General features: G+C 42.9%; 16 protein-coding genes. 9 read left to right on the top strand and 7 right to left on the bottom strand.

Annotated elements, in window-relative coordinates; translation table 11 throughout:
* Positions 1–32 precede the first annotated feature (32 nt).
* From D1164_RS07130 to D1164_RS07115, 4 genes are all read left to right on the top strand, one after another.
* Positions 33–782, top strand: coding sequence for a UPF0280 family protein (locus D1164_RS07130; protein ID WP_119349262.1), 750 nt, complete (start codon positions 33–35; stop codon positions 780–782).
* Positions 783–942: 160 nt separating this feature from the next.
* Entirely contained in the window at positions 943–4,611 is a 3,669-nt protein-coding gene (metH, locus tag D1164_RS07125) for a methionine synthase (RefSeq protein WP_119349261.1), read from the top strand.
* 293 nt (positions 4,612–4,904) lie between these two features.
* The gene (locus tag D1164_RS07120) at positions 4,905–5,615 is read left to right on the top strand and encodes a 3-keto-disaccharide hydrolase (RefSeq protein ID WP_206610945.1); all 711 of its coding nucleotides are present in this window, start codon (positions 4,905–4,907) and stop codon (positions 5,613–5,615) included.
* A gap of 2 nt (positions 5,616–5,617) precedes the next feature.
* Positions 5,618–6,550, top strand: coding sequence for a CPBP family intramembrane glutamic endopeptidase (locus D1164_RS07115; RefSeq protein WP_119349259.1), 933 nt, complete (start codon positions 5,618–5,620; stop codon positions 6,548–6,550).
* A 2-nt stretch (positions 6,551–6,552) separates the two neighbouring features.
* On the opposite strand, the gene serS is transcribed toward D1164_RS07115, so the two are convergent.
* The 3 genes from serS to rplU form a co-directional block, all read right to left on the bottom strand.
* Entirely contained in the window at positions 6,553–7,839 is a 1,287-nt protein-coding gene (gene serS, locus D1164_RS07110) for a serine--tRNA ligase (protein WP_119349373.1), read from the bottom strand.
* Between the two features lie 274 nt (positions 7,840–8,113).
* Positions 8,114–8,683 (bottom strand): 50S ribosomal protein L27, encoded by a 570-nt coding sequence (gene rpmA, locus D1164_RS24275; RefSeq protein ID WP_449405540.1) that lies wholly within the window; start codon positions 8,681–8,683, stop codon positions 8,114–8,116.
* A 15-nt stretch (positions 8,684–8,698) separates the two neighbouring features.
* Positions 8,699–9,010, bottom strand: a complete 312-nt coding sequence (rplU, locus tag D1164_RS07100; RefSeq protein ID WP_119349372.1) for a 50S ribosomal protein L21 — start codon at positions 9,008–9,010, stop codon at positions 8,699–8,701.
* 320 nt (positions 9,011–9,330) lie between these two features.
* Between rplU and D1164_RS07095 the strand changes: the two genes are divergently transcribed.
* The 3 genes from D1164_RS07095 to D1164_RS07085 all read left to right on the top strand — a co-directional run bounded on the left by D1164_RS07095 (position 9,331) and on the right by D1164_RS07085 (position 12,492).
* Positions 9,331–9,924, top strand: a complete 594-nt coding sequence (locus tag D1164_RS07095) for a bifunctional nuclease family protein (protein ID WP_119349258.1) — start codon at positions 9,331–9,333, stop codon at positions 9,922–9,924.
* A gap of 9 nt (positions 9,925–9,933) precedes the next feature.
* Entirely contained in the window at positions 9,934–11,394 is a 1,461-nt protein-coding gene (locus D1164_RS07090; RefSeq protein ID WP_119349257.1) for a NupC/NupG family nucleoside CNT transporter, read from the top strand.
* A gap of 366 nt (positions 11,395–11,760) precedes the next feature.
* The gene (locus D1164_RS07085) at positions 11,761–12,492 is read left to right on the top strand and encodes a hypothetical protein (protein WP_147372079.1); all 732 of its coding nucleotides are present in this window, start codon (positions 11,761–11,763) and stop codon (positions 12,490–12,492) included.
* 58 nt (positions 12,493–12,550) lie between these two features.
* Here D1164_RS07085 and ppk1 read toward each other — a convergent pair whose 3' ends face one another.
* From ppk1 to D1164_RS07065, 4 genes are all read right to left on the bottom strand, one after another.
* Positions 12,551–14,953 carry a polyphosphate kinase 1 gene (ppk1, locus tag D1164_RS07080; RefSeq protein WP_119349255.1) on the bottom strand — a complete coding sequence of 801 codons (2,403 nt, stop codon included), beginning with the start codon at positions 14,951–14,953 and terminating at the stop codon, positions 12,551–12,553.
* A 103-nt stretch (positions 14,954–15,056) separates the two neighbouring features.
* Positions 15,057–16,146 (bottom strand): peptide chain release factor 2 gene (gene prfB / locus D1164_RS07075; RefSeq protein ID WP_194074852.1). Its coding sequence is split into 2 segments (ribosomal slippage): positions 15,057–16,082 and positions 16,084–16,146, totalling 1,089 coding nucleotides; the frame shifts between segments, so codons are not numbered across the junction.
* Between the two features lie 42 nt (positions 16,147–16,188).
* A complete protein-coding gene (locus tag D1164_RS07070; RefSeq protein WP_119349254.1) occupies positions 16,189–16,659 on the bottom strand; it encodes a regulatory protein RecX in 471 nt (156 codons plus the stop codon).
* Positions 16,660–16,761: 102 nt separating this feature from the next.
* On the bottom strand, positions 16,762–18,198 hold the full coding sequence (locus D1164_RS07065) for a T9SS type B sorting domain-containing protein (protein WP_119349253.1): 1,437 nt from the start codon (positions 18,196–18,198) through the stop codon (positions 16,762–16,764).
* 82 nt (positions 18,199–18,280) lie between these two features.
* On the opposite strand from D1164_RS07065, the gene D1164_RS07060 reads away from it, so the two are divergent.
* Both D1164_RS07060 and D1164_RS07055 read left to right on the top strand, forming a co-directional pair.
* Positions 18,281–19,291 (top strand): aspartate-semialdehyde dehydrogenase, encoded by a 1,011-nt coding sequence (locus D1164_RS07060; RefSeq protein ID WP_119349252.1) that lies wholly within the window; start codon positions 18,281–18,283, stop codon positions 19,289–19,291.
* Between the two features lie 83 nt (positions 19,292–19,374).
* Positions 19,375–20,928, top strand: a complete 1,554-nt coding sequence (locus D1164_RS07055) for a bifunctional GNAT family N-acetyltransferase/carbon-nitrogen hydrolase family protein (RefSeq protein ID WP_172594372.1) — start codon at positions 19,375–19,377, stop codon at positions 20,926–20,928.
* Positions 20,929–21,151: the final 223 nt, after the last annotated feature.

The following is a 21,151-nucleotide window of genomic DNA, read 5'->3' as shown; positions in this document are numbered from 1 at the left end:
GGTATAATACCAGAAGGTAAAAACAGCGGAAATTGAAAAACGACAGGCAATCTTACCGAAATAAATACAATAAAGAGCGTTTCAGAGAATTTCAGGTAAAATACCTCGAAACCGACCTTTGGATTGGTATTGATCCGGAATCTTTTCGAAAAGAGATAGAATATGAGGCCCTTGTTGCAATAGAACACCTGCGCCATAAACTGGATGCATACATTAAAACGGAACCGGCATTTGCCAAAAGCCTGACGCCTTTTTACCCGGGAATAGCTGCGCCCGGTGAAGCAAAAGAAATGGCGAATGCTTCTGCCAAAGCAGGAATTGGTCCCATGGCATCGGTGGCCGGAATGTTTGCCCGTGAAGTGGGGGAAGCCATTTTGCAAAACTTTTCTGTAAAGGAGATGGTTGTAGAGAATGGCGGTGATATTTTTTCCCTTTTGAACAATGAACTTGTTTTTTCCGTTTATGCAGGAAGTTCACCTCTCTCGGAAAAGCTTGGAATTGTTCTTCCTTCAGGAATGGGTAAAGTGGGAATTTGTACTTCAGCGGGTACGGTGGGGCCGTCACTGAGCTTTGGCAGGGCCGATGCTGTAGCAGTGGTTTGTAAAGATGTACTTTTGGCTGATGCTTTTGCTACTGCTCTGGGCAACAACGTGAAAGTGCCGGAAGATATTGAGGGAGTTTTGACGTTTTCTGAAAAATACACGGAAATACTTTCTGTTGTAATAGTTTGTGGAGATAAAGTGGGAGTTCGGGGAGAATTGGAGTTGAAAATTTTGAAGTAGTTTGTGAAACAGATAGTTTTAATGACAACAATGCCGGGCCAACATTTTAAAAAATATTATGAGAGGATATTCCTTTTACTTCAAGCGCCAACAAAAAATTATATGGTCGGTTTTTCAGTAAAGATTTAAAACGGCTCATAAAAATTGAAATTAAAATCAGATGACAAATAAAAAAGATATTCGAAAAGAACTACAGTCCCGGGTTTTGGTCATGGACGGAGCGATGGGGTCACTTTTGCAGGAATATAAGTTAACAGAAAAAGATTACCGCGGGCAACTGCTGAAGGATGTAAAATTCGATCAAAAGGGCAATAATGATGTGCTGTCTCTTACGTATCCGGAAGTTATTACCGAAATCCATAATAAATACCTGGATGCAGGAGCAGACATTATCCTCACCAATACATTCAATGCCAACCGAATTTCGCAGGCTGATTATAACTTACAGGATTTGGTGTATAAGATGAATAAAGCTTCGGCCCAAATAGCCAGCGAAGCCGCCAGAAAGTTTACAGAACAAAATCCGGAAAAGCCGCGTTTTGTGGCCGGGACGCTGGGGCCAACCAATAAAACGTTGTCCTTGTCGCCCGATGTAAATGACCCTGGTTACAGGGCTGTTACATTCGATGAAATAAAAACAGCATATCGTGAGCAGATAGAAGGCCTTATTGATGGAGGCATTGATTTGTTGCTCATCGAAACCATTTTCGACACGCTGAATGCCAAAGCGGCCATTTTTGCTGTTGAGGAAGCGCTGGAAGAACGGGGAGTTAGAATTCCTTTAATGATTTCTGGGACCATTACCGATGCCAGCGGACGTACGCTTTCCGGACAAACTCTGGAAGCTTTCCTGAATTCTGTTTCGCATATCGATCTGCTGAGTGTCGGACTGAATTGTTCGCTGGGGGCTACTGATTTGCGTCCGTATGTGAAAGAACTTTCGCAGAAAGCGCCGTTTCATGTCAGTGCACACCCGAACGCCGGCCTGCCTAACCAGTTTGGCGGCTACGACGAAACTCCCGAAATAATGGCGGGATACCTTAAAGATTACCTGGATAACAGCTTCGTAAATATTATTGGAGGATGCTGTGGCACTACTCCCGATCATATTCGTGCGTTTGCCCAAATAGCTGCTACCGCCAAACCACACCATCTTAACCCGAAAGATGACAACACCAGGCTGAGTGGTCTGGAGCCGGTTACCCTTACTGCGGAAACCAATTTTATGAATATTGGCGAACGGTGCAATGTATCCGGGTCGCGTAAGTTTGCGCGTCTTATTCGCGATAAAAAATATGAAGAGGCGCTGTCCATTGCCCGCAATCAGGTAGATGACGGGGCCCAGACCATTGACGTGAACATGGACGACGCCATGCTCGATGCTGAAAAAGAGATGGTCACCTTCCTGAACCTGATGATGGCCGAACCTGATATTGCCAAACTGCCGGTAATGGTGGATTCTTCCAAATGGAAAGTAATTGAGGCAGGATTGAAATGCCTGCAGGGGAAAGCCATTGTAAATTCCATCAGTTTAAAGGAAGGAGAAGAAATATTTATCGAACAGGCCAGAACAATTAAACGTTTTGGTGCGGCAGCGGTGGTGATGGCCTTCGACGAAACAGGGCAGGCAGACTCTTACCAGCGCCGTATTGAAATTTGCGAAAGGGCTTACAAGATTCTGACTGAAAAGGTAAACTTTCCTCCGCAGGACATTATTTTCGATCCCAATATCCTGACCATCGGTACCGGTATGGAGGAACACAGTAATTATGCCGTGGATTTTATTGAAACGATAAAATGGATTAAGCAGAACCTTCCCCATGCCAAAACCAGTGGCGGAATAAGTAACGTATCGTTTTCGTTCAGGGGAAATAATGTGGTGCGCGAAGCCATTCATTCGGTGTTCCTGTTTCATGCCATCCGCGCCGGACTTGATATGGGTATCGTAAATCCCGGGATGTTACAGATTTACGATGAAATACCCGAAGAACTTTTGAAAAGGACAGAGGATTTGGTGATGAACCGCCGGCCCGATGCCACTGAAAGGTTGCTGGAATTTGCTGAGGAGGTTAAAGAGGAGGGCAAAAAAGAAGAGAAAAAAGATGAATGGCGGAACCTTTCTCTGGAAAAACGGCTGGAACATGCCCTGGTAAAAGGAATTCCTGATTTTGTGGATGAAGACATGGCTGAAGCGCTTGAAAAATATCAGCCGGCGCTGAATATTATTGAAGGCCCGCTGATGGACGGGATGAACGTGGTGGGTGATTTGTTTGGCTCGGGAAAAATGTTTTTGCCGCAGGTAATAAAATCAGCCCGCGTAATGAAAAAAGCAGTGGCCTACCTGTTGCCATACATCGAGGCCGATAAAGCCAGAATGAAAGACGTCAGCAAACAAAAAAGAGTGTTGATGGCTACCGTGAAAGGGGATGTGCACGATATAGGTAAAAATATTGTGGGGGTTGTACTGGCGTGCAATAACTACGAAATTATCGATCTCGGGGTAATGGTTCCTACAGAAAAAATTCTGGATACCGCTCTGAAGGAGCAGGTCGATATTGTAGGACTGAGTGGATTGATAACCCCCTCGCTTGAAATTATGGTGGACATTGCCAAAGAGATGGAAAGGCGTAAAATGGATATCCCATTGCTGATTGGAGGCGCCACCACCTCGAAGATTCATACGGCAGTAAAAATCGAACCCGAATATTCGCACCCGGTGATTCATGTGAAAGATGCATCGCTGGCCGTGAATGTGGTTTCGAACCTTATCGCCAAAAATGAAAAATACATTCAGTCTGTAAAAGAGGATTATGAAGAGGTGCGTAAGTTCCAGGGGCAGCGCAAACCGAAAGAGTACCTGACGTTGGAGCAGGCACGCCGGAATAAACTCCGGATAGACTGGGATGACAGTCCGCTTTACAGGCCTCACGTGAAAGGGGTGCAACAACTTATTGATTATCCGCTGGAAGAGTTGAGGGAGTACATCGACTGGACCTTCTTTTTCCTGGCCTGGGGTCTGAAAGGGCACTATCCGCAGATTCTCGACGACGAAAAACAAGGTGAAGCGGCGCGAAAACTTTTTGCCGAAGCCAATGAATTTCTCGATGAGATTATTGAAAAGAAAATGTTGCAGGCCAATGCCGTGTTTGGTCTTTGGCCAGCCAATGCCGATGGCGATGATATTGTCCTTTATGAGAATGAACTGCGAAATAAAGAAATAGGAAGGTTTTATCATTTCCGGCAGCAGGAAAAGAAAAAGGACGGGGCGTCTAATTTGTGCCTTTCCGATTTTGTGGCGCCGCTGGAGTCTGGTAAAGCGGATTATTGCGGTGGTTTTGCCACCACTGCCGGAGTGGGTATTGAGCCTTGGAAGGAGATGTACAGGAAAGACCATAATGACTATAAGGCAATTATGCTGGAGGCGCTGGCCGACCGGTTGAGTGAGGCATTTGCTGAATTACTTCATGAAAAAGTCAGGATAGATTTTTGGGGGTATGCCCCGGATGAAGACCTCACACAGGAGGAACTTCAGCGCATAAAATACCAGGGAATCCGCCCTGCATTGGGTTACCCCGCTTGTCCCGAGCATTCGGAAAAGGAAACCCTTTTTAATTTACTGAAGGCAGAAGAAGTGGGGATAGAGCTTACAGAGCATTTTGCCATGTATCCCAATGCTTCGGTGTCAGGACAGTATTTTGCCCATCCGGAGTCGCGCTATTTCAGTCTCGAAAAAGTGGGGCGCGACCAGGTTGCCGATTATGCACGCCGCAAAGGAAAACCCGTAGAGTTTATCGAAAAATTTCTGCCCACCAATCTGAATTACAAGTAAAGGAATGAACAATAATGTTGGATAAAAGGGATGGAAATCCGGAATATGTAAAAAGCCAAAGCCAGACTTTGGCTTTTTACATTTATTTCGAACTCGATTTTTAACCCAATGCTTTAAAAAGTGCCGACAAATCTTTAATTTTAGCCGGTATTTTTAACCAAAAAGAATTTTACGAAACGAGCTATGGGAATAAATTTTACACACAGTAGGATTTTTATAATGGCGAGTTCCCTGTCTGACTGAGCAAGCCGGGCAGGCATAGTTTTCTATTGAAAATTAACACGTATAAAAACATGAAATATTTAGTTTATCTCATTCTGATTGCTTTTTCTTATGGAATGGCAGGTTGTGCACCTAAAGACACCGCAATTAATACCCTTACAAAAAAGGAAGTTGAAGAAGGTTGGGAGTTGCTTTTCGACGGGAAATCGCTTGAAAACTGGAAAACGTTTAATGGTGGAAAAGTAACCGGCTGGGAAATTGTGGACGGAGTTTTGAATAACTCCGGTGTTGGCTCCGATCACGGCGGAGACATCATCTCCAAAAAAGAATTTCAGGATTTTGAGTTGTACATGGAGTGGAAGGTTTCTCCGGAAAGTAACTCCGGGATTTTCTTTCATGTACAGGAAGGGATTGTAAATGCCATTTACGAATCAGGTCCGGAGTACCAGCTTATTGATGACAAAGGATGGCCCACTGAGTTAAAAGACAGCCAGTATTCCGGAGCAAACTACGACATGCACGCACCGCAAGAGGCTGAAGTGGTTCCAATTGACGAATGGAATAAGACCCGGCTGATTGTGAAAGGCCCACATGTAGAACACTGGCTGAACGGAAAGAAAGTAGTGGAGTACGAACTTTGGAGCGATGAGTGGTACGAGCTGAAAGAAAATAGTAAGTGGAAAGAGAGGGAGCATTACGGCATGGCAAAGAAAGGGCATATTGGGTTGCAGGACCATGGCGGATTAACGATGTTTAGGAATATTAAAATCAGGGAACTTTAAGAATGGTTTCTTCAGCCTTCAGGGAAATGAAACCGTTCCCGCAACTGATGTTTTCTGCCTTTGTTATCCTGGTGAGTTTTCTGGCGTTCCTGCTGGTTTCCACCATTGTTGTTATCCCGCTGTTTGGGATAGACTCTGTTTTGAGTATTCCCTCTGCGGGGAATTTCGATAATCCGGAAAACATCCGCATATTAAAATACTTTCAGGTAGTACAATCCATTGGGTTGTTTATAGTTCCTCCTTTTGTGCTTGCCCGGCTTTTTCATGGAAAAATGGCCCAATACCTTTTTATGGACAAAAAGGTTACAACCCTTTCCATTTTTCTGGTAGCGGTTTTGATTGTTATTATTCTTCCCGCAATTAATTTTATTGGTGAGTGGAATAGTCAGATGTACTTCCCGGAATGGCTTTCCGGAGTGGAACAATGGATGAAAAATGCCGAGGAAAATGCAGCTGAACTTACAGAAGCATTTTTGAAAGTGGAAACAACGGGTGGTTTGTTGTTTAACCTTTTTATGATTGCCTTTTTACCGGCTATTGGGGAGGAGTTGCTTTTTCGGGGGGTTATTCAGCGTATTTTTACTAACTGGACCAAAAGTTTTCACTGGGGAATCTGGGTTTCAGCTATTTTATTCAGCGCCTTGCATATTCAGTTTTACGGCTTTGTACCCCGCCTGTTGCTGGGGGTTCTTTTTGGCTATTTACTTGTGTGGAGCGGCTCCATCTGGCTGCCTGTTATCGCCCATTTTTTCAATAACGGGTTTGCCGTGGTTTCCATGTATTTAATAGACAAAAACATTCTTGACCCGCAGGTAGAAGAAATCGGGACTACTGCCGGAAGTTATTATGCAGTGTTACTCAGTCTGGCATTGACCGTATTTTTTATATGGATAATAAAAAGGGAGAACAATAAATACTCCCTTTCACTTAAATAAGATTATTTCGATACGGAATCAATAAGGTCAAAACCCGTGTAAGGCACCAACACTTTTGGGATTTTTATTCCTTCGTCCGTTTGATTGTTTTCGAGCAATGCTGCTACAATACGTGGCAATGCCAGGGCACTGCCATTGAGTGTATGTGCCGGCTGCGGTTTTTTGGAACCCTCGTCCCGGAAACGAAGTTTTAACCGGTTAGCCTGGAAAGATTCGAAGTTGGATACCGAACTTACTTCCAGCCACTTTTGCTGGGCAGCTGACCAAACTTCAAAATCGTAGGTGAGCGAAGAGGTAAAACCCAAATCGCCGCCGCACAGCCGAACAATACGGTATGGCAGTTCCATTTTTTTGAGCAGTCCGGCTACATGGTTTACCATTTCATTCAGTATATCGTAAGACTTTTCGGGGTGTGCAACCTGCACAATTTCTACTTTATCGAATTGGTGCAGCCGGTTCAGGCCACGTACGTCTTTCCCGTAGGAGCCTGCTTCACGGCGAAAGCAGGAGCTGTATGCCGTATTTTTTAATGGAAGGTCTTTGGCATCCAGAATGACATCGCGGTAAATGTTTGTCACCGGTACTTCGGCAGTAGGAATCAGGTAAAGGTTGTCTGCTGTAACATGGTACATTTGTCCTTCCTTGTCAGGCAACTGTCCTGTACCAAATCCTGAATCTTCATTTACTACCAGCGGCGGCTGAATCTCTTCGTAACCGGCATTTCGGTTTTCGTTCAGGAAAAAATTGATAAGTGCACGCTGCAGTTGAGCGCCTTTCCCGCGGTAAACAGGAAACCCGGCACCGGTAATTTTTACACCCAATTCAAAATCGATCAGATTGTATTTTTGTGCCAATTCCCAGTGAGGAAGTGCATTTTCTGTTAGTTGTGGAATTTCACCAGCCGAAGTAACCACTTCGTTATCTTCTTCTCCTTTTCCCAAAGGAACTGAGTCGTGTGGCAGGTTGGGCAGTTGCACCAGCAGATCGGTCACCATCCGTTCAATCTCCGTAAATTGCTGATCAAACTGTTTAATATTATCTTTTAATTCCGAAGTGCGTTCCTTTGCCGCATTCGCTTCTTCTTTTTTACCCTCGCGAAATAATATTCCTATTTCTTTCGAAATGCGGTTCATTTCAGATTTGGCCTGATCGGCCTGTCCCTGTAATTTGTTTTTTTTACGGTACAGCTCTGTTATACTTTCAACAACTTTTTCCGCATCAAAATTTCTTCTTTTCAGCTTTTCAACAACTAATTCCGGGTTGTCTTGAATGAATTTCAGGTTGAGCATGTTTTTGCCTTTAAATGAAGGTGCAAATTTAATAAATGTAACGGCACAACAGTACAATCATAAAAGGGAATTAAATTCTGGGTTAAAAAGGTTAACCTGTGCCAGAATAAATCTTTCTTTTCGATTCAACTGCTATTTTTTATCAGGTAGATAAATGAAGCGTTTCTATTTTTATGAGAAATATTACTTTTTTCATAAAAGATCATAAAAAAACTCCTGCCTTATCCGGCAAGAGTTTTACTATCTTTTATGGTGAATAAAAATCCGGTGATTTTTATTTCGCCAGTTCTTTTGCCTGTTCAATCCATGGAGCCGGGTCTTTTGAAGCGTAACGGCTTCCGGCGCCTTCAAGGATTTCTTTCAGTTTTTCAAGCGAAGTAGCTGCCAACCCTGCGTAAGTTGTAATTCCGGCTTCATTCAGAATTTCTTCCAGTTTTGGTCCAACACCTTCCAGCTTTTTCAGATCATCTGCGTCGCCTTTTTCCTCTTTCGTTTCGGCAACTTTTTCTTCTTTTGCCGGTTCTGCCTTTGCTGCCGGTACTTCTTTAACAGCCTGAGCCGGTGCTTCGGCAACAGCCACGTCTAAATCAATTACCGGTTCAACCGACACAAACGAGCGGTTTTTCTTTTTCTTTTTGAACATTACTGTGCCGTTGATTAAAGCAAAAAGGGTATGATCTTTTCCCATTCCCACATTATCGCCGGGGTAATGTTGTGTTCCACGCTGGCGAACTAAAATATTACCAGCTTTTGCATACTGACCCCCGTAAATTTTTACTCCAAGTCGTTTGCTTTCCGATTCGCGTCCGTTTTTCGAACTACCTACACCTTTCTTATGAGCCATGGTAATTTATTTTAATTATCCAACAATGTTTTCAATTTGAATCTGTGTGAACTGCTGGCGATGTCCATTCAGTTTTTTATAACCTTTTCTGCGTTTCTTTTTAAACACCAGCACTTTGTCGCCTTTAACGTGTTCCAGCACTTTGGCTGTTACTTTTGCACCTTTAACGGTGGGAGTACCAACGGCCACTTTGCCGTCGTTGTCAACAAGTAAAACCTTGTCAAAATCAACTGAGTCGCCTTCATTGGCCTCAAGCTGATGAACAAACAGTTTTTTGTCTGCTTCTACTCTAAACTGTTGCCCTGCAATTTCTACAATCGCGTACATAATTTCAACTTTTAATGTAATACCGGCAGGCGGGAATTCATTTGTTTTCCTCTTATCGGGCCTGAACGGTTCAAAATTTCGGACTGCAAAAGTAGTTATTTTTAGCACATTGGCAAATACTGAAAGAACTATTTTTCAAAAATATAGTCAATAAATACACTTTTTAGTAGTTCGAAAACAAACCAACAATTCTGAGCTAAACCAAAAATGATTGTTATATTTGTTTTTATCTTATTGAATAGTTTTGTTACACACGATATATCTGAAATCCATTCCGTAAAACCGGGCTGGGTTCACACTAAAAGCAGATTGGGAAGAGAATGCAAAAAATAAGACTGAATATTTTGGGGCTATCTGTAAGCCAGACACAGTCAGGGGCTTACGCATTGGTTTTGTCGGAAGAAAATGGGGATCGTAGGATTCCGATAATTATCGGGCCAGTTGAAGCACAGGCCATTGCCATTCAGCTTGAAGGGCTAAAACCTCCCCGCCCGCTGACACACGATTTGATCAAAAACCTTGCGTTGGCTTTTAATATTGTATTGCTTGAAGTGGTAATTCATAAACTCGAAGAGGGAATATTTTATTCTGAATTATTTTGCGAGATGGATGGCAGGGAAGTAAAAATCGACTCACGTACTTCCGATGCAGTGGCACTGGCCCTGCGGTTTCGTTGTCCTATTTACACAACAGAAGAAATTTTGTCGAAAGCAGGTATTGTGCTTGAAGCGGATGAGGGAAAGCAACCCGGGACTGCAAATGTTTCCGAAAAATCAGAACCGCCCGGTTCGTCACCCTTTTCGCGTTATACTTTGCAGGAACTGGAAGAGATGCTCAGTGAAGCGGTTCAAAACGAAGATTATGAAAAGGCATCTGTCCTGCGGGATGAAATCAATAACCGAAAGAAGAATTAACCTGGCAGGATGAAAAAGATCCTTGCCTTAGTGATTGTTTGCACCGGCATTTTCTTTTTTCAACCGGTTGTCGCCCAAACAACTGCTTTTGTTCAGTCTCCCAATGAACAACTTGATGCAAGGAAAAGTACTGCGGATAAATCCATTCTTTTATTGTCGAAAGAACATGAAAAAGGTTTCTCTTTTGTTACCCTGTTGCGGGGAATATTGGGAATGGGTGTGCTTGTTTTGATTGGCTTCTTGTCAAGTTCCAGTAGAAAAAACATTCCATGGCGCACTGTTATTGCAGGATTGACTGTACAGATATTGTTGGCCATTGGGGTGCTTTATGTTCCGTTTATCCGAACAGTTTTTGAGGTTTTAGGATATATTTTTGTCAAAATACTTGATTTTACAAAGGAGGGAAGTGAGTTTCTGTTGGGTGGTTTAATGGATGAAAATACCTATGGGTTTATTTTTCTTTTCCAGGTATTGCCGACAATTATCTTTTTTTCTGCGCTCACCAGCCTGCTGTTTTACTGGGGAATTATTCAAAAAATTGTTTGGGCGTTGGCCTGGGTTTTTACGCGTGCGTTAAAAATTTCGGGAGCCGAAGCGCTTTCGGTTGCAGGAAATATTTTTTTGGGTCAAACCGAATCTCCCCTAATGATAAAAGCTTATCTGGAAAAGATGAGCAAGTCGGAAATTTTGCTGGTAATGACGGGGGGAATGGCCACCTTGGCGGGCGGTGTACTTGCTGCATATATTGCGCTGTTGGGTGGAAATGATCCGCAATTGCGGCTGGAATTTGCCAAACACCTGCTGGCTGCATCCGTTATGGCAGCGCCGGCTGCTATTGTTTTTTCCAAAATGTTGGTGCCACCCACCGAAGCCATTAACAAACAAATTAAGGTGAGCCGTAGTAAGATTGGCAGTAATATGCTGGATGCCATTACTAATGGTACCGGCGACGGTATAAAGCTGGCTGTGAATGTTGGGGCCATGCTGCTGGTGTTTCTTGCATTCATTGCCATGTTTAATTTTGCCGTGGGAAAGATAGGGGAATGGACCACTTTAAACGATTTTATTAGGCAGGGAACAAACGGGCGTTATGACCAGCTTTCGTTACAGTTTATTCTGGGATATACCTTTGCCCCTGTTATGTGGCTCATTGGCGTGAGTGCTGAAGATATCATGGTGGTGGGCCGGTTGCTGGGCGAAAAAATAATTCTTACCGAGTTTGTTGGTTACATCAGCCTGGCAGAGTTGAAATCTGCCGGTGTTTTTGCCCATCCCAAATCCATTATTATGGCAACGTATATTTTGTGCGGATTTGCTAATTTTTCCTCAATCGGAATACAGATTGGAGGTATTGGTGCGCTGGCACCGGGACGCCGGGTGCTGCTTTCGAAATACGGTGTACCCGCTTTGGTGGCAGGCACACTGGCATCGCTGATGAGTGCAACGATTATCGGAATGATAATGGGGTGAAAGGAAATGGGAGACTGTGAAAAAAGGATTGTTTCATCCGCCGAACATTAAAAATCTATTGTTTCAGTTATTTTTTTATTTCCTTCTCTTCTTAGCCGGGTAATCTGTAACCATTCTGTCTGACAGAATATTCGACAGGCCAAATGTTAATGGCATACTTCAAAAACTTTAGAGGTATCATGCCAACTGTAAAAAAAAATCCTCCCCTACGCAACCCTTCGGCAAAATAGAGCATCAACTATAAGCGTTAGGTTTAGAAAGGGATTCTATCCGTCAGTTAACCGACGAATAGTTTTTTCAAAAAGAACACGATAACGAGAAAAATTGAAAAACGTAATTTATTAATCTATTTGAAAAATTAAAAAAATGAGAAAGAGAACAATGATTTGGAAGTTTTTTACAGCTTTTACGTTGGCTTCTGTTGTTTTGACATCATGTGTAGACGATCCGGAACCAGCAGCAGTGGATGCAGCGCCCGATGTTTTTGTGCAGAAGATGGTACAGGATGGTGAAGAAAAGTATGCTCTTGCTTTTTGGGTATTGGGTAACAAGGAGCTGGAATCGGTTACAGTAGAAGGCCCTGAGGATGGTTCCTGGACACTGGATCAAAGCGCAGAGAATAAACGCGTATTCAGCCTCTTCCCGGAAACAGAAAACTATAAAGACACTATGCCCGATACCGGCGACTATGTATTCACTGTGACCAGTACTCAGACGGACGAAGCCCCAATTGATGTAAAAGACGAATTGGAGGATGAAGAGTTGGGGATGATGGTTATTGATACCACCGAGTTTGACAATAGTAAGTTAAATATTACCTGGGAAAAGCTCAATGAGGCAGATGGATATTTCGTTAGATTGTTTGATGATTCAGACGATTTGATTTACATGAGTGCTAAAGTTGAAGATAGTAAAACCGAATTCTCATTCGGAACCTCAGACCAGGGATGGGTAGATAGTTCCAATAAAGCACAGGATGGTGAAACCTACCGGTTAGAGGTGCTTGGTATTCTTTATGAATCGGGAGCTACAGCTAATAAAGATTACAATGTTCAGTTTATTTCAATCGCTTCAACTGAAGTTGTTTGGGGCGACTAATAAGAAGTTTTTTTATCTTTTAGCCTGGGCGCTTCTCTTCGGGGAAGCGCCCATTTTTTTACAATATTTCTTCTACCGCTTCAGGAGGATTGGCCAGTACTGCCTTGTCTCCGTTAACTACAACCGGACGCTGCAGTAACTTTGGGTTTTCGGAGAGGATTTTTATCCACTCGTCATCCGACAATTCTTTTTCTTTGTAATTAGTTTTGTATTCTTCCTCCTGCGTGCGTACAAGCTCAAAAGGTTTTTTTCCTGTTTTTTGTATGATTTCCTTCAGTTCTGCCTCGGAGATACCTTCTTTCATGTATTTTTTTATCTCCAGGTCAAACCCTTTTTCTTCCAGATATTTCAATCCGGCCCGGCTTTTAGCACAGCGTGGATTGTGGTAAATTTTCATAACGATATGGTGTTTCTTTTTTATAAAATTATAGTAGTCTTCCTGCGCCCGGAAAGTAGATTCCGTGTTGCGCTTGTTGTATTGGTTTTGCAGCAGCGGATCGAGGATGCGGGCCTTTGTGTTGTCCCACAACTGAATGTTTAGCATCTCTTTCAATTCTTCCCTGATTTCTTCATCGTAAACAGGGCAGGCGACCTCTATTCTCCGGTTCAGGTTTCGCGGCATCCAGTCGGCAGAAGAGATGTATATTTTTTCATCCCCGTTGTTGCCAAAGAGGAATATGCGCGAGTGTTCAAGATACTTGTCCACAATACTGATGGCTGAAATATTTCCCCTGGCCTTTTTATGGTCGAGTTGCAGCCCAAAGATACCCCTTACAATCAGTTCTGTTTTTACTCCTGCTTCTGCCGCTTTGTATATTTTTTTCATCATGCCGGGATCAATCAGGCTGTTCATTTTTAAGATCATCCGTGCATTTTTCCCTTGTTTGGCCAGTTCAATTTCGCGATCGATGTGTTGAGAAAAGAAGTCGCGCATAAAAAAGGGACTGACAATAAGGTGTTCGTAATTGTAGTGGCGGTAATTCTGTTTAAAAAAACTAAAAATTTTTTCCACTTCATCAGCCAGACGGGGGTCGGCAGTCAGCAAACCATCGTCGGCATATACTTTAGCGGTTCCTTCATGAAAATTTCCGGTACCGATGTAGGCGTAGTTTTTATTTTTTTCATCCTCCAGGCGTTGTACCCAAGCCAGTTTAGAATGTACCTTCATTCCGGGGATGCCGTTTATTACGTTTGCCCCTTCTTCCTGCAGTTTATTCGACCAGTAAATGTTTGCCTCCTCATCGAAACGAGCCTGCAGTTCAATAACTACCGTTACATTTTTCCCGTTTCGAACAGCGTTCAGAAGGGCGTTAACAACCTTCGAATCGTCTGCTACCCGGTAAATGGTAATCCCGATTTCTTTTACCTGGGGATCGATGGCTGCTTCGCGCAAAAAGTCGATAAAGTGGTTGAATGTTTGATACGGGTAATGCAACATAACATCTTTCTGGCGTAATATACGCAGGATGCTGGTGTGTGGCGGCAGATCTTTGTGCCTGAAGGGTGGAAGTTTGGTGTAATAGTGACGCTTTTTCCCAATTTCCGGGAAATTCATAAAATCCTTGTGATTATGGTATCTTCCTCCCGGAATGGTATTTTCCTCGTTGTCGAGTCTCATTTTTTTAAGAATGAAATCCAACAGGTCTTCAGGGATGTCACGATCGTAAATCAGTCTGACCGGTTTGCCTTTTTTCCTTTTTTTCAGGCTACTGCTCATCTTTTCAATGAAGCTTTTGGAGATATCATCGTCTATGTCCAGCTCGGCATCACGTGTCATTTTGATGGTATACGCTTCGTAAACGTCGTAATCGAAATAGAAAAAAAGGTCGTCGAAACAATACCGGATCACATCATCGAGCATCATTACATACGTTTTTTTCTTCTCTTTGGGAAGTACCAGAAACCGCGGAACCGAAATGCCCGGGATGCGGATGAGTGAATAGGCAAAATCCTCCGGATCCGATTTTTTCGAAAGTTTTACAGCCAGATAAACGGAACGGTCGCGCAGGTAAGGGAATTTGTTTTTTTTGCTTAACATGATGGGGACCAGGTTGGGAAGTACCTTTTCATAAAAATATTTTTTTACAAAAATTCCCTGGCTGTGTTTCAGATCCTTCTCAGTTATTATAAAAATGTTGTTTTGGTTTAGTTCGAGCAGGAGATCTTTAAAGATTTGCTGCACCTTTCCCTGCTGTTCGTAAACAATTTCCTGAATTCGGTCGTGCAATTCACGGGGAGTGAAGTTGCCCAGCAGGTTCTCCTCATCTTTTCCCAGATCAACCATCCGGCGAACTGTTGCCACCCGTACACGGAAAAACTCATCGAGGTTGTTGGAGAAAATTCCGATAAAGCGGATGCGTTCAAACAACGGGGTGTTGGGGTCCTCTGCCTCCTGCAATACCCGTTCGTTAAACGATAGCCAGCTTATTTCCCTGTTTATGAAATTTTCATTTGAATACATACCGGAATCATTTTATAAAGGCAACTCTGTAAAATATATTATCTACTCAATACTCTTTTAAAAATATAAAAAAATACCGATCGACAAATTTTATTTGGTAGAATTACTGTCCTCCAAATTCCATGAGGTATGCTTTAATCAATCCGTCCAGGTCTCCATCAAGTACTGCATTCACATTGCCTGTTTCAAAGTTGGTGCGCAGATCCTTTACCATTTTGTATGGTTGCAACACGTACGAACGGATTTGGGAGCCCCATTCTATTTTCTTTTTCTTGGATTCGATTTCCATCTCTTTTTCGCGGCGTTTGCGGAGTTCTATTTCGTAGAGTTGTGATTTGAGCAGGCGTAACGCATTCTCTTTGTTTCCGCCCTGCGAACGGCTTTCCGTGTTTTCAATCACAATGCCGGTGGGAGCGTGGCGCAGTCGCACACCGGTTTCTACTTTGTTCACGTTTTGTCCTCCTGCACCGCTACTGCGGAAAGTTTCCCAGGTGATATCAGCCGGGTTGATCTCTATTTCAATGGTGTCGTCAACAAGCGGAGCTACATAAACAGAAGTGAAGGAAGTCATGCGTTTATTCTGTGCATTGAAAGGTGAAAGGCGCACCAGTCTGTGAACGCCGTTTTCGCTTTTCAGGTAACCATAAGCAAAATCGCCTTCTACTTCTACGGTGCAACTTTTTATTCCGGCTTCGTCTCCGGGCTGCATGTCGGCCACTTTTATTTTGTATCCTTTGTCTTCGCACCAGCGCGTGTACATGCGGAAAAGCATCTCGGCCCAGTCATTGCTTTCTGTACCGCCGGCACCGGCATTTATTTTCAGCACGGCTCCCAGATGGTCTTCTTCACTGCGAAGCATATTTTTAGTTTCCAGCTTTTCAACCAGGTTAATGGCTTCGGAGTAAGCCTTATCCACTTCCTCTTCGGAGGCCTCATCTGCTTCAAAAAACTCATACAATACCCCAAAATCTTCCACTGCCTGATTTGCTTTTTCAAAACCGGTAGTCCATTCCTTGATGGACTTAATGGCTTTCATCTGTTTTTCAGCTTCCTGGGGTACAGACCAAAAATCGGGATCCTGGGTTTTTAACTCTTCTTCTTTTAATTGTAGTAATTTGGCATCGTAGTCAAAGATGCCTCCTTAGCGCGTCCCGGCGCTCCAGGAGGTCTTTTACCTGGTCTTTTAAAATCATTCTTTCTTTTTTTGTGGTCTGCAAAGGTAGTAAGAATCTCATTCACTCTACAACTTCATTTAAATACCGGTGAATTAGTTCCGGCTCAAATCCGCGATTTTGGGCAAAACGAATGATCTGTCCCATCTTTTCAAACTTGTTCTTTTTTTTCACTTTACGCGCTTTCTCTTTTAATGTTTTTATCAAAACATTTTTATATTTCTCCTTGTCCAGTTCTTCCAACCCGTTTTGAATCAATTCTTCCTGAAGGCCTTTCATCGAAAGATAATGCCTTATTTTTATCCTGCCCCATTTATTAAATTTAAACTTATCGGAAACATAAGCCCGGATAAACCGCTCATCGTTAACAAATTTTTCAACTTTTAGTTTTTCGATAATGTCGTCTGCCTCGTTCTCGTCAAGTCCGGCCGCAACGATTTTTTTTCGGATATCGGTTGAACACTGTTCGGAGCGACTGCAAAGGGTGGCCATCCGGGTGAAAATTTCCTGTGCGGTTTTTTCTTTGTTTTCCATAGGAGGATGATTTAAATGGGAACGAAAGTTAAAAAAAATACGTCATTTGACAACTATTTGTTCAATAGTCTTAAAATCAGTAAGCAAATAGTTTGTGGTGTGTTATTCCAGAATGTCAGTCAAAACCACTCCGTTCTTAAATCGGTGAATTTCCCCTTCGGTATTAAAAATTTCCACCACTACCACGTAAACACCTATTGGCTGGCGGCTTCCAGTTTCGTCTTCTCCATTCCAAACAAACTCTCCGTTTGTTCCAAGGATTTCATTTTGGGCAAGGTACTGTACAAACCGGCCTGCAGCATCAAAAATTTTGATATTGCCTACATACCCCGGTGTGTTCAGTTCATACCGGATGAGGTATTCATCCTTATATCCGTCGTGGTTGGGGGAGAACGCTTCTGGCTCGAAAATGACTTTGGGCTTCCCCGAAAGTTCCTTCCCGGCCTGCGAATTCACATATCCGGGTGTGCCGTATCCTGCATCTCCGGAAGCTGAATGCCAGTTTCCCGGAGCATTTGCAGGTACAGAAAATGAAACCCGTTCCAGTGAAACACCTTCAACATCGGCTAAAAACGGAGAATGCATTTTTTCTGAATAATACAATTCATCCAGAATCTCCCGATTTTCATTCAGGAGAACCACGTAATCTTCATCGTTATTAAAGGAGGCCATTCTTGTAACTTGTTGAAAACAGGGACGGCATTTAATATAAAAAAATGGAAAAACCCCGCTGGTATCTTCGGTAATTGCCAGATAACTTTTGGGAGGCAGAAGATATTTTTTGCCGGACAAATCATGAAGCTGAGTAAGCTGTAAATCTTTATCGCGCGAAGCCAGAAACAGGGTTTTAACCGGAATTTCCCGCTCTGAATTATTGTAAATTTCGACGTAATCCTTACCGTCCGGAAGAGGATTAAAAAGGACTTCAGACAAAAGCAATTCGCCGGGTTCGGCAGGAGGATAATATTTTTCTTCTGCCATAACAATTACATCGTCCAAAATCACTTTATCTGCAGAATAATACGTTGACATATAGCAAACAATCTGCAGTGTATTTCCTTCCAGGCTTTTGCAGGCAGCTACAACCGAACCCCAGTTGCCGGCATTTTCGCTGTTTTCATGAAAAGGGATTTCGTCTCCTTCATCAAGTCTGTAGAAAACATTCAGGTATTTGGTTTCGGTATTGGCGCCGCTTCCTGTTTCGGCTACTGTCAGCGCAATATCTGTTTTTCCCATTCCGGAAATATCTATCCACTCAGAACGCCAAACCACTTCTCCATCGATATTGTGTGCCTCAAACCTTCCTCCCGAAGTAGAGATTGTTTTGGCATAACTCTCTGGGGTATTCAGGCTGAGTCCAGAATATTCGAGGGTCCAGTTTGTAATTCCGGAAAAATCAGATTCAATATTACCAGTTCCGTTTCCCCAGATTCCTTTTTCAGGGACCGAAAAACTTTCCTGCCAGATTTCCTGTGTTGAAGCACTAAAGGCGATCAGGGAAAAACTGAATGTTAAGATTTTCAGAATAATACGACCCATTTTTTAACAATTAATGGCAAAATAGTAATTTTACCGGGATAATTAATAATTAAAATTTTTGTTTAACAAAAAAGCTTAAGTAATGAAAGTTGCAATTGTAGGAGCAAGCGGGGCAGTAGGACAGGAATTTCTCCGCGTGCTTGAGGAGCGAAATTTTCCAATGGATGAATTGGTATTGTTCGGATCGGCCAGGAGCGCCGGAAAGCAATATGATTTTAAAGGGAAAAAACTGACTGTAAAGGAACTAAAGCACGGCGACGATTTTAAGGGAATCGATATTGCTTTAACTTCAGCCGGTGCGGGAATCTCAAAGGAATTTGCAACCACCATTACTAAACACGGCGCAATAATGATTGATAACTCAAGTGCGTTTCGTTACGACGACGATGTGCCGCTGGTTGTTCCGGAGGTGAATCCCGAAGATTCTAAAACACGGCCGAGAAACATTATTGCAAACCCGAACTGTTCTACCATTCAGATGGTGGTGGCTTTGAAGGCTATTGAAGATTTGTCGCAAATAAAAAGAGTACGTGTTGCCACATATCAGGCAGCCAGTGGTGCCGGAGCACAGGGAATTGCAGAATTGGAACAGCAGGTTAAAGAAGTGGCTGAAGGGAAAGAAGCTACTGTAGATAAATTTCAGTATCAGCTGGCCATGAATATTATTCCCCACATTGATGTTTTCCTTGAAAATGACTATACCAAGGAAGAGATGAAGATGAACTGGGAAACCAAAAAGATTATGCATACGGATGCCGAAGTGAGCGCCACTTGTGTGCGTATTCCGGTGGCCAGGGCACACTCCGAAGCTATTTGGGTTGAAACAGAGCAGCCTCTTTCAGTGGAACAAGTGAAGGATGCATTCCAAAAAACCGAAGGAATTACTGTACTTGACAATCCGGCAGAAAAACAATACCCCATGCCATTATTCGTTTCGGGGAAAGACGATGTTTATGTTGGCCGGATACGTAAAGACATTACCGATCCCAACAGCGTTACTTTCTGGTGTGTAGGCGATCAGATTAAAAAAGGCGCCGCGCTGAATGCTGTTCAAATTGCTGAATGGCTTATCAGGGAAGGTGAAGTTGGATAAACGAATCCTAATTTAATTAGATATCTAATGCCCGGTATTCCGGGCATTTTTTATTTTTACATAAATTAAACAGCGCTCAAATCATGGAAAGTATTGAAAAGGTTGAAGTACGGCAGCTCAACATTGATGATTACGAAGAGATGCACAAATCGTTGCAGGAGGCTTATCCAAACTGGCAGGAAGATTACTGGGAAAAAAAGGATATCCGAAAGCTGATGCGTATTTTTCCGGAAGGGCAATTGGCTGTGGTGGTCGACGATGTGGTAGTGGGCTCTGCCTTGTCTATTATTGTAAAATACGAACTGTTTGGGGATGATCATACTTATGAGGAAATCATCGGTAATTATACTTTTAATACCCACAACCCGAAAGGAAATACACTTTATGGAATAGATGTTTTCATTCGGCCCGAGTACCGGGGAATGCGTTTTGGACGCCGACTTTACGATGCACGAAAAGAACTGTGTGAGCAGCTAAACCTTAGAGCCATTGTCTTTGGCGGTCGGATACCTAATTTCCACAAATACGCCACGGAAATGTCTCCCAAAGAATATATTCAGAAAGTAAAATACCAGGAAATCGATGACCCGGTGCTTAACTTTCAGATATCTAATGATTTTCATGTGAAGAAGGTGTTGCAGGGGTATATGCCTGGAGACAAAGAATCAAAGGAATATGCGGTGCTTTTGCAGTGGGATAACATTTATTACCAGAAAATTTCGGATAAAACCGGTGGCTACAAATCGGTGGTGAGGCTCGGACTGATTCAATGGCAGATGAGGCTTTACAAAGATATTGACGAACTGTTTACCCAGGTCGAATATTTTGTGGATGCGGTGGCCAGTTACAATGGTGATTTTGTGTTGTTCCCGGAATATTTTAATGCACCGCTTATGGCTGACTATAATCACCTCAGCCATGCGGAAGCCATTCGGAAACTGGCAGAACATACTGAAGAGATTCGCGATCGTTTTATGAATTTGGCCATTACTTACAATATCAATATCGTTTCAGGCAGTTTCCCCCTGGTAAAAGACGATAAACTCTACAACACAGGGTATCTGTGCCACCGGAATGGTACGTATGAAACGTACGAAAAAATCCATGTAACTCCTGATGAAATAAGGACATGGGGGTTGTCCGGAGGTAGTGCGATTGAAGTATTCGAGACCGACTGTGGCCCGGTGGGAGTGCTGATTTGTTACGATGTGGAATTTCCTGAACTTTCGAGGATTTTAGCCCAGAAGGGGATGAATATTTTGTTTGTACCTTTCCTTACCGATACACAAAACGGTTATTCGAGAGTACGCTACTGTGCACGCTCCCGGGCTATTGAAAATGAATGCTATGTAGCCATTGCCGGGTCGGTTGGGAACCTGCCCAAAGTGGAAAATATGGATATTCAGTTTGCACAGTCTGTGGTTTTTACTCCCTGCGATTTTTCTTTCCCTACCACAGGGATTAAGGCCGAAGCTACCCCCAACACAGAAATGATACTGGTAGCAGATGTTGACATGGATCTGCTTAAAGAGTTAAATAATTTTGGTGCAGTACGAAATCTGAAAGATCGCCGGACCGACCTTTATTCTGTTTGCCTGAACTCTGAAAAAGTACCGGTTAATACAAAAAAGATCTGATTAACGTCAGTTCGAGTTAAGCTAACGTACAACTTTCCGTCTGGTTAATAACTTCTTCCATTTTTAGAGTAGGTTTTTAGGCAGAATAAATTTTGAAACTATCTTTTGGGAGTAATTCAAGAAAATCCCTGAAAGTTTTATAGACTTTGTCTGATATGTCAATGGTGATAGATTTCATAACCAGCTTGTTTTCTTCAAATGTAATAATTCTTCAAAAAAAGTG

Source organism: Mariniphaga sediminis, from assembly GCF_003573545.1.
Taxonomy (GTDB): domain Bacteria; phylum Bacteroidota; class Bacteroidia; order Bacteroidales; family Prolixibacteraceae; genus Mariniphaga; species Mariniphaga sediminis.
The sequence above is the reverse complement of the archived record's forward strand: the minus strand, read 5'-3'. Positions and strand labels throughout refer to the sequence as shown.